This is a genomic window from Pseudomonas sp. TAE6080 (assembly GCF_018732265.1).
In the GTDB taxonomy this organism is placed as follows: domain Bacteria; phylum Pseudomonadota; class Gammaproteobacteria; order Pseudomonadales; family Pseudomonadaceae; genus Aquipseudomonas; species Aquipseudomonas brenneri.
In genome coordinates this window covers 106,931-120,842 of the sequence record NZ_JAHIDY010000013.1, presented here as the reverse complement: position 1 = coordinate 120,842, position 13,912 = coordinate 106,931, and the positions used below count along the sequence as shown (strand labels likewise).

Sequence of the window (13,912 nt, the reverse complement as noted above, 5' to 3'; positions counted from 1 at the left end):
TTGAGGCTTGAAGCTTGAAGCCCAAACCGAAGGTTTGCTTTTATGCGCTACATCAGCACCCGCGGCCAGGCACCGGCCCTGAATTTCGAAGACGTCCTGCTCGCAGGTCTCGCCACTGACGGCGGCCTGTACGTGCCGGAAAACCTGCCACGCTTCACCCAGGAAGAAATCGCCTCCTGGGCCGGCCTGCCGTACCACGAGCTGGCGTTCCGGGTCATGCGCCCGTTCGTCACCGGCAGCATCCCCGATGCCGACTTCAAGAAGATTCTCGAAGAAACCTACGGCGTGTTCTCCCACAACGCCATCGCCCCGTTGCGCCAGTTGAATGGCAACGAATGGGTGTTGGAGCTGTTCCACGGCCCGACCCTGGCGTTCAAGGATTTCGCCTTGCAACTGCTCGGTCGCCTGCTGGACTACGTGCTGGAGAAACGCGGCGAGCGCGTGGTGATTATCGGTGCTACCTCCGGTGATACCGGCTCGGCGGCCATCGAAGGCTGCAAGCACTGCGAAAACGTCGATATCTTCATCCTGCACCCGCACAACCGTGTGTCGGACGTGCAGCGCCGGCAGATGACCACTATCTTTGGCGAGAACATCCACAACATCGCCGTCGAAGGCAACTTCGACGACTGCCAGGAAATGGTCAAGGCCAGCTTTGCCGACCAGAGCTTCCTCAAGGGCACGCGCCTGGTAGCGGTGAACTCGATCAACTGGGCGCGGATCATGGCCCAGATCGTCTACTACTTCCACGCCTCGCTGCAGTTGGGCGGGCCGGCACGTTCGGTGTCGTTCTCGGTGCCAACCGGCAACTTCGGCGATATCTTCGCCGGTTACCTGGCGCGCAACATGGGCCTGCCGATCAACCAGTTGATCGTCGCCACCAACCGCAACGACATCCTGCACCGCTTCATGAGCGGCAACCAGTACGTCAAGGAAACCCTGCACGCGACCCTGTCGCCGTCGATGGACATCATGGTCTCGTCGAACTTCGAGCGTTTGCTGTTCGACATGCATGGTCGCAACGGCGCAGCCCTGGCCGGCCTGATGGACAGCTTCAAGCAAGGTGGCGGTTTCAGCGTCGACCAGGAGCGCTGGACCGAAACCCGCAAGTTGTTCGACTCCCTGGCCGTGGACGATGCCCAGACCTGCGAGACCATCGCCGAAGTCTACGCCCAGACCGGCGAGCTGCTGGACCCGCACACCGCCATTGGCGTCAAGGCCGCGCGTGAATGCCGCCGCAGCCTGGATATCCCGATGGTCATCCTCGGCACCGCCCACCCGGTGAAATTCCCCGAGGCGGTGCAGAAGGCCGGTGTCGGCAAGGCCCTGGAACTGCCGCCGCACCTGGCGGACCTGTTCGAACGTGAAGAGCGTTGCACCGTGCTGCCTAACGACCTGAAAGCCATCCAGGCGTTTGTCAGCCAGCATGGCAATCGTGGTAAACCGCTCTGAGAGCGGGCTGATCCAATGCTGTTCGCTTGAAAAAAAACGGCGTTTACCCAGTAATGGGAAACGTCGTTTTTATTTGGGGTACATCGCTCACCGCATCTCCAATGTGGGAGTAGCTTCGCGTCAAATAACCCACAAGGAAACCCCCGCAGTGCGGTTCACGATTCGATGGCACCAGTGCCTATTGAGCATGCTGCTACTCGGCCACCTGCCGGCCAGCCTGGCCGCTGTCAGCCTGCCATTCAATCTGGTGCCGGCGTTTATCGCCCTGTCGCCCATGGCCCTGGCACCAGCCGAGCAGCAATGGCTGGCGCGTCACCGCACGTTGAAAGTGGGAATTTCCATCGATGATTACCAACCGATTGATATCACCCGCGATCGCAATCGCTACCAGGGCATCAGTGCCGATTACTTGAGCCTGGTGGGTGCCCGGCTCGGCGTACCGATGCAGGTGATGGGCTTTGCCGAGCGGGCCCAGGCCGTGGAGGCCTTGCGCGCCGGTAGCATCGACATCCTCACCAGCGCCAATGGCTATGAACGTGACGTGCCCGGCCTGGCCTTTACCGCAGACTATATGCCCGACCGTTCGGTGGTGGTGATGCGCGGTGACGACGCCGCGCAGAACGACGCGCTCCAGGACAAGAAGGTGGTGTTGCTCGACGGCTACGCCAACGTCAAGAACGTGCATGCGGCCTACCCGCAAAGCCACATCATGCTGGCGCCCAACCTCTACAGCGGCCTGGAAGCCCTGGAGCAGGGCGATGTGGATGCCTTTATCGGCAATGAAGTGATCGTGCGTGCCTACAAGTCCCTGCGCCCTTACCTGAGCATGCAGATCAAGGACCAAAGCCGCCTGGCGCCGATTGGCTTTGCCTTTGCCACGCGCCAGGCCGATCCCTTGCTGGGCCAGATGATGGACCGCGCGTTGCAGAGCATCGATGACTCGGTGCGCCGCGAGATCCTGGCCCGCTGGACCACCGGCCTTGGGGTTGACGTTGCCGGCGAACGCATCCCCTTGTCGGCAGCCGAGCAGGCCTGGGTACTGCACCATCCCCATGTCGTGGTGGCGTCCCAGCAATACTCGCCCTATGTGTTTAAGGACAAGGATGGCCGCTGGGTCGGATTGAACGTCGATTTGCTCAACCGTCTCTCGCGCATGACCGGTTTGCAGTTCGTCATGGAGGAAGTGTTTTCCACCGCGCAAAACCTGGCACTCCTGGAAACGGGCGGCGCAGACATGAGTACCACCCTGGTGGAAAACACCGAGCGTCGGCGCTTTCTCGATTTCAGCCACGGGTTTGGCGGTGCCGGCTGGGTGTTTGTCGAACGTCTGGATGCGCCGCCGCTGACCAGCCTTAGCCAACTGACGGGCCAGGTATTGGCGCTGCCGGCGCGGCATGTGCTGCAAGCGTATATCCGTCGCGAATACCCCGGGATCCGGCTGCGGTTGGTGCCCAACTACACCGAGGCTCGTGCCCTGGTGGCCCGGGGTGATGCGGCAGCGACTATCCAGAGTGAAGTGGAGGTGCAGAGTTACCCGGCCGATGAGTTGCGCGCCGGTCGCAGCGTCGATGGCAAGTGGTCCAGCGACAGCCTGTCGGTACGCAAGGACCATCCCGAGCTGCTGAGTATTTTGAACAAGGCCCTTGAAGCAATGCCGGTGGCGGAGTTGAGTGCCCTGCGCTTGCGCTGGATGGGCGCAGTGGCCGTCCCGGTACCGGCCTGGCAGCGGGTGCCGCCGTGGGCCTATTGGACGGTCGCCATGGCCATCTTGTTTGTCCTGGTGTCGCTGGTCTGGAACAGCCGGCTCAAGCGCCAGATTCGCCAGCGCGTCGAGGCCGAGCAGCGGCTCAATGACCAGTTGGCGTTCAAGCGTGCGCTGCTCGATGGCATGCCTAACCCGGTGTTTGTGCGTGACCTCGAAGGCCGTCTGGTCACGTGCAACAAAAGTTATGAGCAGCAGTTGGCCACCCGGCTTGAGCAGATCCAGGGCCTGACTCTGCCGGAGAGTGGAATACTGCCCGCCGCCACGGCCTTGCGCCTGCATGTGGGGCACATGGAGCAGTTGGTCACGCAGCAGTCGCTGTTTATCGACCGTCAACTGGACTTCAATGGCGGCGTCGCCCATGTCTATCAATGGACCGTGCCGTTCTATGATGCCCAGGGGCGGCTGCAGGGGCTGCTCGGTGGTTGGGTCGATATCAACGAGCGCAAGGTCCTGGAGACCCAACTGATGGATGCGCGCCGCGCCGCCGATGACGCGAATTTCGCCAAGAGTGCCTTTGTGTCGAACCTCAGCCATGAGATTCGTACACCGATGACGGCGATCATCGGCCTGCTGGAGCTGGAACAGGAGCGTGCGCTGGCCTCGGGCGCACCCGTCTCCGAGGCGCTGCAGGTTGCCCATCGCTCGGCACGTGAGCTGATCGCCTTGATGGGCGACAGCCTGGACCTGGCGAAGATCGAAGCTGGCCACCTGCAACTGGCGCCACAGACTACCGACCTGCAAGGTTTCTTCGAGGGTATCCAGCGGCTGTTTGAAGCCACCGCGCAGAAAAAGGGCTTGCACCTGACCCTGGCTTTCGACCCCCAGGCGCAAGGCTTTTACTGGTTCGACCCACTGCGCCTGCGCCAGGTCATGCATAACCTTTTGGGCAATGCGCTCAAGTTCACACAGCACGGAGAGGTGAGTTTGCGTGTCGCCTGCCAGGTGGATGGGGAGGGGCATGAATACTTGCACCTATGCGTCGAAGATACCGGCCCCGGCATCAGCGTCGAACAGCAGGCGCGGGTGTTCAAGCCGTTCATCCAGGGCAGCCCACTGACAGCCGCCGAACATGGCGGCACCGGGTTGGGCTTGAGCATCTGCCAGCAACTGGTGGACCTGATGGGCGGGCACATCACCCTGCACAGCGCCCTGGGCGAAGGCACCACCGTCTGTATCGACCTGCGCCTGGACCGGGTCGGCAGTGATGATCTGCCCGCACCGGCGGCGGCCGTGCCGATGCTGCCGGCGGGCCGGGCATTGTCGGTGCTGATTGTCGACGACCTGCCGGCCAACCGCCTGGTGCTGGCCCAGCAGTTGCAATTCCTCGGGCATCAGGTGGTGGCCCTCGATAACGCCGAGGCCGCCTTGCAGCGCTGGCGCAGCGAGGCGTTTGACGTGCTGGTGACCGATTGTCATATGCCGGGCATGTCCGGTTATGCCCTGGCCGAAGCCATTCGCCAGATAGAAACCCAGGAGCAGCGCCCACGTTGCGCGTTGGTTGGCTGCACCGCCGACGCCCAGGAAGGCGAAGACCGGCGCAGCCAATTGGCGGGGCTGGATGTGCTGCTGGTCAAGCCCGTGACGCTGGAACAATGGACCCAGGTGCTGGCCCGGGTCACCGTTGTGCGGGCCTTTGATCTGCAGGCCCTGCGCAAGATGACCCAGGCCGACGGGCCGATCCTGCAAAGCATGTTGCAAGAGCTGTCGAACAACCTTGAGCATGAGCACCACCTGCTGGGCAGCGCCATGGCCGAGCACGACCTGACGCAGTTGCGGGCCAGCCTGCACCGCCTCAAGGGCATTTGCTGCCTGGTGGATGCGTTGCCATTGGCCAAGGCCTGCATCGCCCTTGAGGCCAGTGCGCGAGAGCATCGGGATGATGAACTGGCGCAGCGCTGGCAAGCCTTGTCGACGGCAATCCAGGTATTGCAACAGCAGATCCGGCCTTATCTGAAGGTGCAAGAATAGGACGCGTCCTATGGGGAACTCTCCAACTATTGCGTAGTGTGGGCAATCTCGCTCGTGCTCACAGAAGTTTCCCATGCGCTCACTTAAAGTCCTGATCCTCGAAGATCATCCGTTCCAGCTGATGGCCTTGCACCAGATGCTTAACGCCAATGACGTGTTCAACGTGTTGACGGCCGAAAGCGTCGACGCTGCCCGTCAGTCTTTGGCGAGCAAGGGACCGGTGGATATTGCCATCTGCGATCTGTACCTGGAGCAAGGTGATTCCCTGGAACTGATCCGCGAATTGGGCGAGCGCGGACAGGCTCAGGTGTTGATCCTGTTGAGCAACGCCGAGCCTGATGTATTGGAAGGGGTGGCGAACATGGCCCGTCAGGCCGGGCTCAATGTGCTGGGCTGCGCACCCAAGCCGGCTTCGGCGACGTTGATTGGGCAAATGCTCGCTGCGTGCCAGCAACGCCTGCGGCCCAGCCCACAGGCATTGGGCTGGGAGCGCGTGCGGCAGATGCTTGGGATGAATGAGTTCGAGGCACCACCGCTGGCGCCCAAGGTCGGCGAGGCTGCAATCAAGCGCTACGCCAGTGTGTGGTTCCAGCCCATCGTCAGCCAGACCGGCGATTTGCAAGGTGTTGAGGCGCTGGCGCGGTGGCAAGACCCCGAGCGAGGCCAGTTGTTGCCCCACGAATTCCTGCCGGTGCTGGAGTTGGCTGGCCTGGAAGAGGCCTTCACCTGGCATGTGCTGGAAGAGACACTGCGCCTGTGCGCTCAAATGTCCCAGGACACAGGCAAGGACTTGCCCGTGGCGGTCAATATTCCCGGGCGGCTGCTGGAACTGGATCACTTCGCACTGACCCTGCAAGGCCTGCTGCAACGCTTCGCGGTACCCGCCCATAACCTGACCCTGGAACTGGTGGAAACCTCGCGCCTGAAGACTGACAGCACCCACGTCACCGGTTTGCTGCGCCTGCGGATGATCGGCTGCAAGCTGTCCATTGGCGATTTCGGCATCGGTGGCACCAGCCTGCAACGCTTGCTGGAGTTGCCATTCACCGAGTTGAAAATCCCCCCGGCATTTGCCAGCGGGATGGCCGGCGACGAGCGCAAGTGTGCGGTGGTCGCCGGGGCCATGAGCATGGCCGGGCACTTGGGGGTGGGGGTGGTAGTGACCGGCATTGAAACCCTTGCCGACCGTGACGCGGTATGTGCACTGGGGCCGGCCTGGCTGCAAGGTTGCCTGATCGCCCGGCCAATGAGCGCACAGGCGCTGCAACCGTGGGTTGCGCAATCGGCGGCGCCTACCGTGATGTTTTGATCTCAGGCCAGCCCGTGTTCCTGCACGTAGATGAACAATGCGGCATCGCTGATCAGCCCCAGCTTGCGCATGGCACTGACTTTCTGCGTGCTGACGGTCTGTTTGCTGCGATTGAGATGGGCGGCAATCTCGCCCACCGTCTTGCCACCCGCCAACAGGCGGATCACTTCCAGTTCCCGAGGCGACAACTGCTGCTGTGAGTGCAGGCGATCAGCTCCCACCTGGCCGGCCAGGGCTAGCGCCTGATTGATCGTGCGCGCGACATAAGGCCGCTGTTGGCGCACCTGAGCGATGGCATCGGGCAGCTCATCGGCCAGGCTGGCCTTGCTCAACAGGCCCATGACCCCCAGCTCCAGGATCGAGTGAAACAGGCCGGCGTTGTTGAGCATGGTCACGACCACGATAGGCAGGTCCGGGTAATGCCGGCGCAGGTGTTCGATCAGGCGCAGGCCATCGGCCTGGGGTTCGGCGGGCATCATGAAATCGGTGACCAGTACATCGCAGGGGCAGTGTTGCAGCAGGGCGGCAAGGGCCTGGGGCGAGTTGGCCTCGCCGACGATGCGCACCTGCGCGTCGCGTTCGAGCACTGCACGTAAACCAATCAGGAAAATCGGATGATCGTCGGCGATGATAATGCGCAAGGGCTGTTCAGACGCGTCTCTCACGGTGGACTCCGGCAATAATCAGGGGATTCTAGCCTGTCGGCGGCTGTTTTCTCTCTGTCATCTTTGCCATGCATGCTCGATAGGCTCAGCTCGAAGGCGAATTTTGTGCTTCGCACGACGGTCATTTACCTGTAGGAGCGAGCTTGCTCGCGAAAAACTCAAACACACCGCGTTCATTCAAGACGCCCGCATTATTGTTGAATCTTTCGCGAGCGAGCTCGCTCCTACAGTAGTGGTTATTTATTTCTCCCATGATTGAGTGGTGATCGAGATGGAAAGTATCAGCCTATTGCTCGGTGAAGCGCTGAGCCCTTATCAGGTCACGCTGACTGCCTCGGGTGTTCACGGCGAGTGTCTGGTGACAGTGAAGAACCCTACGGGGGCTATCGTGGTCGAGCGCGAAGTGGATCGCGCACAATTGAGCGACAAACGCGCCCTGGTGGACGTGGTGGACTGCCTGCACCGCGACCTGAAAATCGCTGAAGGGCGCCTGGAACCCTCGGTGATTGCGGCCTTGCGCAACGCTGCCCAGACGCGCATCACCGCCCAGGCATGAAGAAGTTTTTATCTTTGGAACCTTCCTACAGGAGGGTGAGTCAGACGATGTAACAACAAGATCAAGCATTGTGCTCCGGTGCTTGTAGCTTGTTGTACTGGTCTTTGTAGGCCACGTTTAACCCCGAGTTGTCTCCCCACTGCTCGGGGTTTCTTTTTGCCTGGGATTTATCAAGGCTGCGACGTTTCGTTGAAAAACCTCGGGTTGTCCCTGAGGTATTGCTCGCGCATTAGCGGGTCCAGCCCGTTGGCGTAGGACTGGAGCAACGGTTCCTGTGGAATATTCTGTAATTCACGGTTGATATGGCTCATGGCCTGACGCCCCAGCGGGGAGTTAGAGCAAGCGATATGGATGCGCTGATAGCGCGGCGTGCCGCTGATGGGATAAAACAGCAGGTCCTGGGGATCAAGGCCCTGTTGTGCAGCCTGATAACGGATTTCCGTCCAGTACCCCAGCACGGCCTCCAACCGACCCAGGCGCTGCATCTGCAACAGACTGCCGAGGGCCTCGTTGCCGTAGTGGGGCGTCACCTTGAGCGGTGCGGCGCGGCTCAACTGCTCGTCAATGCCGGAGCCGTAGCTGCGTTCGGCGATCACCCCAAGACGGGTCTGCTGCCCATCAAGAAATTTCGCCAGATCGAACGTGCCGCCAGCCACATACGGCGCCATGGCATCCAGTTGGCTACGGCGAATGGCAATGCCATTGCTCAACACGGCGAAGGCCGGGGTGGAAAAGACGATGGTCTTGGCCCGCGCCGGTGTCCACAGCAACGACGGATCACAGGTGAGGGAGGGCGCGTGGAGCATTTGCATGCCACGGGCGCGGTTGACGTGCTGGATCTGGTGGTGGTACTGCGGCAGACGTTCGATCAACAACGGCAGCAGTTTGTCCACGCTGCCCTGGCCTTGTTTCGGGCCCTCGAAAATGGTCATCGGCGGCAGGTCGCGCACCACCCAGGTCAACGTCTCCTGTGCCAGGCTCGATAGCGGCCAGGCCCCGAGCAGCGGGGCGATGAGCCACAAGCGCCGCAGCGCCCTGATGAAGCGGCCGGCCATTATCTTGAGCGTGCTCCGAACTGCATCAGATCGCGCCATCCTTGCGCAAACGGGCCACGGCGGTACTGTCGTAGCCCAATGATTGAAGGATCACGCCGTTGTGCTCGCCCAGTTCCGGCCCGACCCACTCGCAACTGCCGGGTGTATCCGAAAGCTTGGGCACGATGCCGGGCATCTTGAAATCCTTGCCGTCGGGCAACTGGGCCTTGAGGAACATTTCCCGGGCAAGGTATTGCGGGTCGCCGAGCATGTCTTCGGCGCTGTAGATCCGGCTGGCAGGTACTTCGGCCAGGTTCAACTGTTCCACCACCTGCGCCAGTGGCAAGCCGTTGACCCAGCGGTCGATCACGCCATACAACTCGTCACGCCGGCTGTCGCGACCATCGTTGCTGGCCAGTTGCGGGTCATTGGCCAGGTCCTCACGGCCGATGGCCTGCATGAAACGCTTGAAGATCGCATCGCCATTGGCGCCAATTTGCACATGCTTGCCATCGGCGGTGGTATGGATCGATGACGGGGTGATCCCCGGCATGATGTTGCCGGTGCGCTCGCGGATAAACCCGAACACATCGAACTCGGGGATCATGCTTTCCATCATCGCGAAGATGGCTTCATACAGCGCCACATCCACCACTTGGCCGAGGCCGCCGTTGACCTCGCGATGGCGCAAGGCCATGAGTGCGCCGATCACCGCCCACAGCGCGGCGATGGAGTCGCCGATGGAAATCCCGGTGCGCACCGGCGGGCGGTCCTCGAAACCGGTGATGTAGCGCAGGCCGCCCATGGATTCACCGACCGCGCCGAACCCCGGTTGATCCTTCATCGGCCCGGTCTGGCCAAAACCCGAGAGCCGTACCATCACCAGCTTGGGATTCAGGGCGTGCAGGGTGTTCCAGTCCAGGCCGAGCTTTTCCAGCACGCCGGGGCGGAAGTTCTCGATCAGGATGTCGGCATCTGCCAGCAGTTGCTTGAGAATCGCCAGGCCGTCCGGGTGCTTGAGGTTCAGGGTCAGGGACTTTTTATTGCGCGCCTGCACAAACCACCACAGTGACGTGCCTTCATACAACTTGCGCCATTTGCGTAGCGGGTCGCCGCCGTCGGGCGATTCGACCTTGATCACTTCAGCGCCGAACTCGGCGCAAATGCGCGAAGCGAACGGGCCGGCGATCAAAGTGCCCAGTTCGATGACTTTCAGGCCGGCAAGCGGTTTGGCGGTAAACGACATGAGGATCCTTACAAGCGCAGGGCAGGTGTGTATTGCCTTTTAACATAGGCGAGCGGTGCAGGGATAAGGATGATACAGCGCAGGATTCGTTGAATGACCTCGCCATCGGTTAGACTGGCCGCCTTTTCCTGTCTCTAGAAGCCCGTTCATGGCCCAGCCGTCCACGACCTACAAGTTTGAACTCAACCTGACCGACCTCGATCGTTCGGTGTACGAGAGCGTCAAGCAAACCATCGCCCGTCACCCCTCGGAAACCGAAGAACGCATGACCGTGCGTTTGCTGGCCTACGCCCTTTGGTACAACGAGCAGTTGTCGTTTGGTCGCGGACTGTCAGATGTAGACGAACCAGCCCTGTGGGAAAAAAGTCTGGATGATCGGGTTTTGCACTGGATCGAAGTCGGCCAGCCCGATGCTGACCGCCTGACCTGGTGTTCGCGTCGCACCGAGCGTACCAGCCTGCTGGCTTATGGCAGCCTGCGAGTGTGGGAAGGCAAGGTGGTGCCGGTGGCCAATAACCTGAAGAACGTACACATCGCTGCGGTGCCTCAGGAAATCCTGGAAACCCTGGCCAAGGACATGCCGCGGGTGATCAAGTGGGACGTGATGATCAGCGAAGGCACGATCTTCGTCACCGATGACCGCGGCCAGCACGAAGTGCAGCTGCAGTGGTTGGTCGGCGAACGCGGCTAGTACTCAACACCGCCCTCTGTAGGCGCGAGCTTGCTCGCGAGGGGCGTCCACGATAACGCGGGCATTCAGAATTATTGCGGTGCCCATGCGTTTTTCGCGAGCAAGCTCGCTCCTACAGGGTGAGCATTTTTATCTATAGCTAGAGAAGCCCCCATCACCCCATGCGTATCGATCCCCGCCCACTGCCCGCCGTCCTGCCGTTCCTCGGTGAATTGCCACCGTTGCTGACCCGTCTTTACGCCGCCCGTGGCGTGACCTCGCAGGATGAGCTGGATAAAAGCCTGGCGCGACTGATTCCGTATCAGCAGCTCAAGGGGATCGAGGCTGCCGTGGACTTGCTGGTGACGGCCCTGGAACAGCGCCAGCGCATCCTGATCGTCGGCGACTTCGACGCCGACGGCGCCACCGCCAGCACCGTGGGCACCCTTGGCCTGCGCTTGCTCGGCGCTGCCCATGTCGATTACCTGGTGCCCAACCGCTTCGAATACGGCTACGGCCTGACCCCGGAAATCGTTGCCGTGGCCTTGCAGCGTGAGCCGCAGTTGCTGATCACTGTGGACAACGGCATCTCCAGTGTCGAAGGCGTGGCGGCGGCGAAGGCGGCGGGGCTCAAGGTGCTGGTCACCGACCACCACTTGCCCGGCGATGAGCTGCCGGCGGCCGATGCCATCGTCAACCCGAACCAGCCTGGATGCACGTTCCCCAGCAAGGCCCTGGCCGGCGTGGGGGTGATTTTCTACGTGCTGATGGCCTTGCGCGCGCGCTTGCGCAGCCTGGGTTGGTACGACAAACAGCCGCAGCCCAATATTGGCGAGTTGCTCGACCTGGTGGCCCTGGGCAGCGTGGCCGACGTGGTACCGCTGGATGCCAACAACCGCATTCTGGTCTATCAGGGCCTGGAGCGTATCCGCGCCGGGCGTGCACGGCCAGGCATCAAGGCGATCCTCGAAGTGGCCAAGCGTGACCACGCACGTATCACCTCCACCGACCTGGGTTTTATTCTTGGCCCACGACTCAATGCGGCCGGGCGCCTGGATGACATGAGCCTGGGCATCGAATGCCTGCTCACCAGCGACTTTGCCCAGGCCCGGGAAATGGCCGCGCAACTGGACGGCATGAACCAGGACCGCAAGGCCATCGAGCAGGGCATGCAGCGCGAAGCCCTGGCCCAGCTCAAGGACTTGCCGGTGGAGTCGATGCCATTCGGCCTGTGCCTGTTCGACCCGGAGTGGCACCAGGGCGTGATCGGGATTCTGGCCTCGCGTATGAAAGAGCGCTATTTCCGTCCGACCATCGCCTTTGCCGATGCTGGTGACGGTCTGCTCAAGGGCTCCGGGCGTTCGGTGCCGGGGTTCCATATCCGCGACGCGCTGGCGGTGGTGGCCAGCCAGCACCCGAACCTGATCGCCAAATACGGCGGCCACGCCATGGCGGCGGGCCTGACCTTGCCTGAGGCGAACTTCCCGCTGTTCGCCGAAGCCTTCGACGCCGAAGTACGCCGGCAACTGCGTGAAGAAGACCTTACCGGGCGCTTGTTGTCCGATGGCACCCTGGCGGTGGAGGAGTTTCACCTGGAGCTGGCTCGCGCCCTGCGCAATGCCGGGCCTTGGGGCCAGCATTTTCCCGAGCCGCTGTTTCACGGGGTGTTTCAACTGGTGGAGCAGCGGGTGGTGGGTGAGCGTCACCTCAAGGTGGTGCTCAAGAGCGAGTGTGGCGCGGTGAAACTCGATGGCATTGCCTTTGGTATCGACCGCGAAGTCTGGCCGAACCCGACCATTCGCTGGGTAGAGCTGGCCTACAAGCTCGATGTGAATGAATTCCGTGGCCAGGAAACCGTGCAATTGATGATTGCCCACATCGAACCACGCTGAACCCTGTGCAATCCCCGGTTGTCGACTAGTCTCTAAGCACTGTGTGATTGGTCTGGTGACCTCGTCTGTTTTTAGCCCGAAGGGGACGGGCCTTTCATCTTCTCGTCACGCGCACCGGTCAGACAGAACCCTGGAGCCAATGCCCACCGGATACGAGAAGAGGTGCCCCATGAGTCTGTTGCTTGAACCCTATACCCTGCGCCAATTGACCCTGCTCAACCGCATTGCCGTGTCGCCGATGTGCCAGTACTCCGCCGTCGATGGCCTGGCCAATGACTGGCACCTGGTACACCTGGGCAGCCGCGCTGTCGGGGGCGCCGGGTTGGTTTTCAGCGAAGCGATCGCCGTGACCGCCGATGGCCGGATCACCGCCCAGGACCTGGGGCTGTGGAACGATGCCCAGATTGAACCCCTGCAACGCATTACCCGCTTTATCAGCGCCCAAGGGGCGGTGGCGGGCATTCAACTGGCCCACGCCGGGCGCAAGGCCAGCACCCATCGGCCGTGGCTCGGCAAGCACGGCAGCGTCAAGCCCGAAGAGGGTGGCTGGGTACCCGTTGGGCCCTCGCCGATAGCCTTCGACCCGCAGCACACGGCGCCGAAACAGCTTGATGAAGGGCAAATCCAACAGGTGATTGCTGACTTCGTGGCCGCCGCCAAGCGTGCCTTGAGCGCCGGGTTCAAAGTGGTGGAAATCCATGCGGCTCATGGCTACCTGCTGCATCAGTTTCTCTCGCCCCTGAGCAATCAGAGGCAGGATCAATACGGTGGCTCCTTTGCAAACCGCATCCGCCTGGTGCTGCAAGTCACCGAGGCTGTGCGCGGGGTGTGGCCACAAGAGCTGCCGCTGTTTGTGCGTGTCTCGGCCACCGACTGGGTGGAGGATGGCTGGAACCCGGACGAAACCGTAGAGCTGGCGCGCCGCCTGAAAGACTTGGGCGTCGACCTGATCGACGTGTCCTCCGGTGGCACGGCGGCCAATGCAGAAATTCCTATCGGGCCTGGTTATCAAACGCGCTTCGCTGAACGCGTGCGCAAGGAGTCGGGCATGGCCACGGGCACCGTGGGCATGATTACCGAGCCGGCCCAGGCCGAACATATTCTGCGCACCTGCCAGGCCGATATTATTTTCCTTGCCCGGGAACTGTTGCGTGACCCGTACTGGCCGCTGCATGCCGATGACGACCTGGGCGGGCGCAAGGCGATTTGGCCGGCGCAATACCAGCGGGCCACCCACCGCGACCAGCCGATCCATGAGTCTGACTTGCGCGACTGACTTTTTTGCGTTTATCAGCCAAACCCACCGTTGATCGCGGTGGGTTTTTTCTTGCCTGTCATCGCCCGCTCCCCTGAGG

10 protein-coding genes are annotated in these 13,912 nt (G+C 61.8%); 7 read left to right on the top strand and 3 right to left on the bottom strand.

Annotated features, from left to right (window positions below):
• Nucleotides 1-42: 42 nt before the first annotated feature.
• The 3 genes from thrC to KL786_RS12425 all read left to right on the top strand — a co-directional run bounded on the left by thrC (nt 43) and on the right by KL786_RS12425 (nt 6,494).
• Entirely contained in the window at nt 43-1,452 is a 1,410-nt protein-coding gene (gene thrC / locus KL786_RS12435; RefSeq protein ID WP_029296283.1) for a threonine synthase, read from the top strand.
• 187 nt (nt 1,453-1,639) lie between these two features.
• Nucleotides 1,640-5,185, top strand: a complete 3,546-nt coding sequence (locus tag KL786_RS12430; protein ID WP_215517789.1) for a transporter substrate-binding domain-containing protein — start codon at nt 1,640-1,642, stop codon at nt 5,183-5,185.
• Between the two features lie 73 nt (nt 5,186-5,258).
• Entirely contained in the window at nt 5,259-6,494 is a 1,236-nt protein-coding gene (locus KL786_RS12425; protein WP_215517778.1) for an EAL domain-containing response regulator, read from the top strand.
• Nucleotides 6,495-6,496: 2 nt separating this feature from the next.
• On the opposite strand, the gene KL786_RS12420 is transcribed toward KL786_RS12425, so the two are convergent.
• Nucleotides 6,497-7,159: a response regulator gene (locus tag KL786_RS12420; RefSeq protein ID WP_215517777.1), complete on the bottom strand. Its 663-nt coding sequence runs from the start codon at nt 7,157-7,159 to the stop codon at nt 6,497-6,499.
• Between the two features lie 271 nt (nt 7,160-7,430).
• Between KL786_RS12420 and KL786_RS12415 the strand changes: the two genes are divergently transcribed.
• Nucleotides 7,431-7,715 (top strand): DUF3509 domain-containing protein, encoded by a 285-nt coding sequence (locus tag KL786_RS12415; protein WP_032858347.1) that lies wholly within the window; start codon nt 7,431-7,433, stop codon nt 7,713-7,715.
• A gap of 170 nt (nt 7,716-7,885) precedes the next feature.
• On the opposite strand, the gene KL786_RS12410 is transcribed toward KL786_RS12415, so the two are convergent.
• Both KL786_RS12410 and KL786_RS12405 read right to left on the bottom strand, forming a co-directional pair.
• A complete protein-coding gene (locus tag KL786_RS12410; protein WP_215517776.1) occupies nt 7,886-8,770 on the bottom strand; it encodes a TIGR02285 family protein in 885 nt (294 codons plus the stop codon).
• Nucleotides 8,771-8,795: 25 nt separating this feature from the next.
• A complete protein-coding gene (locus tag KL786_RS12405) occupies nt 8,796-9,995 on the bottom strand; it encodes a CaiB/BaiF CoA transferase family protein (RefSeq protein WP_032858232.1) in 1,200 nt (399 codons plus the stop codon).
• A 148-nt stretch (nt 9,996-10,143) separates the two neighbouring features.
• On the opposite strand from KL786_RS12405, the gene KL786_RS12400 reads away from it, so the two are divergent.
• From KL786_RS12400 to KL786_RS12390, 3 genes are all read left to right on the top strand, one after another.
• A complete protein-coding gene (locus KL786_RS12400) occupies nt 10,144-10,686 on the top strand; it encodes a YaeQ family protein (RefSeq protein WP_057438005.1) in 543 nt (180 codons plus the stop codon).
• A gap of 161 nt (nt 10,687-10,847) precedes the next feature.
• The gene (recJ, locus tag KL786_RS12395) at nt 10,848-12,557 is read left to right on the top strand and encodes a single-stranded-DNA-specific exonuclease RecJ (protein WP_065943330.1); all 1,710 of its coding nucleotides are present in this window, start codon (nt 10,848-10,850) and stop codon (nt 12,555-12,557) included.
• 169 nt (nt 12,558-12,726) lie between these two features.
• On the top strand, nt 12,727-13,833 hold the full coding sequence (locus KL786_RS12390; protein WP_215517775.1) for an NADH:flavin oxidoreductase/NADH oxidase: 1,107 nt from the start codon (nt 12,727-12,729) through the stop codon (nt 13,831-13,833).
• Nucleotides 13,834-13,912: the final 79 nt, after the last annotated feature.

What these genes read in the sequence shown, in the direction of transcription:
- KL786_RS12415 (WP_032858347.1), top strand. Translation starts at nt 7,431, where the DNA reads ATGGAAAGTATCAGCCTATTGCTCGGTGAAGCGCTGAGCCCTTATCAG.
- KL786_RS12405 (WP_032858232.1), bottom strand. Translation starts at nt 9,995, where the DNA reads ATGTCGTTTACCGCCAAACCGCTTGCCGGCCTGAAAGTCATCGAACTG.
- recJ (WP_065943330.1), top strand. Translation starts at nt 10,848, where the DNA reads ATGCGTATCGATCCCCGCCCACTGCCCGCCGTCCTGCCGTTCCTCGGT.
- KL786_RS12430 (WP_215517789.1), top strand. Translation starts at nt 1,640, where the DNA reads ATGCTGCTACTCGGCCACCTGCCGGCCAGCCTGGCCGCTGTCAGCCTG.
- KL786_RS12410 (WP_215517776.1), bottom strand. Translation starts at nt 8,770, where the DNA reads ATGGCCGGCCGCTTCATCAGGGCGCTGCGGCGCTTGTGGCTCATCGCC.
- KL786_RS12400 (WP_057438005.1), top strand. Translation starts at nt 10,144, where the DNA reads ATGGCCCAGCCGTCCACGACCTACAAGTTTGAACTCAACCTGACCGAC.
- KL786_RS12425 (WP_215517778.1), top strand. Translation starts at nt 5,259, where the DNA reads ATGCGCTCACTTAAAGTCCTGATCCTCGAAGATCATCCGTTCCAGCTG.
- KL786_RS12390 (WP_215517775.1), top strand. Translation starts at nt 12,727, where the DNA reads ATGAGTCTGTTGCTTGAACCCTATACCCTGCGCCAATTGACCCTGCTC.
- thrC (WP_029296283.1), top strand. Translation starts at nt 43, where the DNA reads ATGCGCTACATCAGCACCCGCGGCCAGGCACCGGCCCTGAATTTCGAA.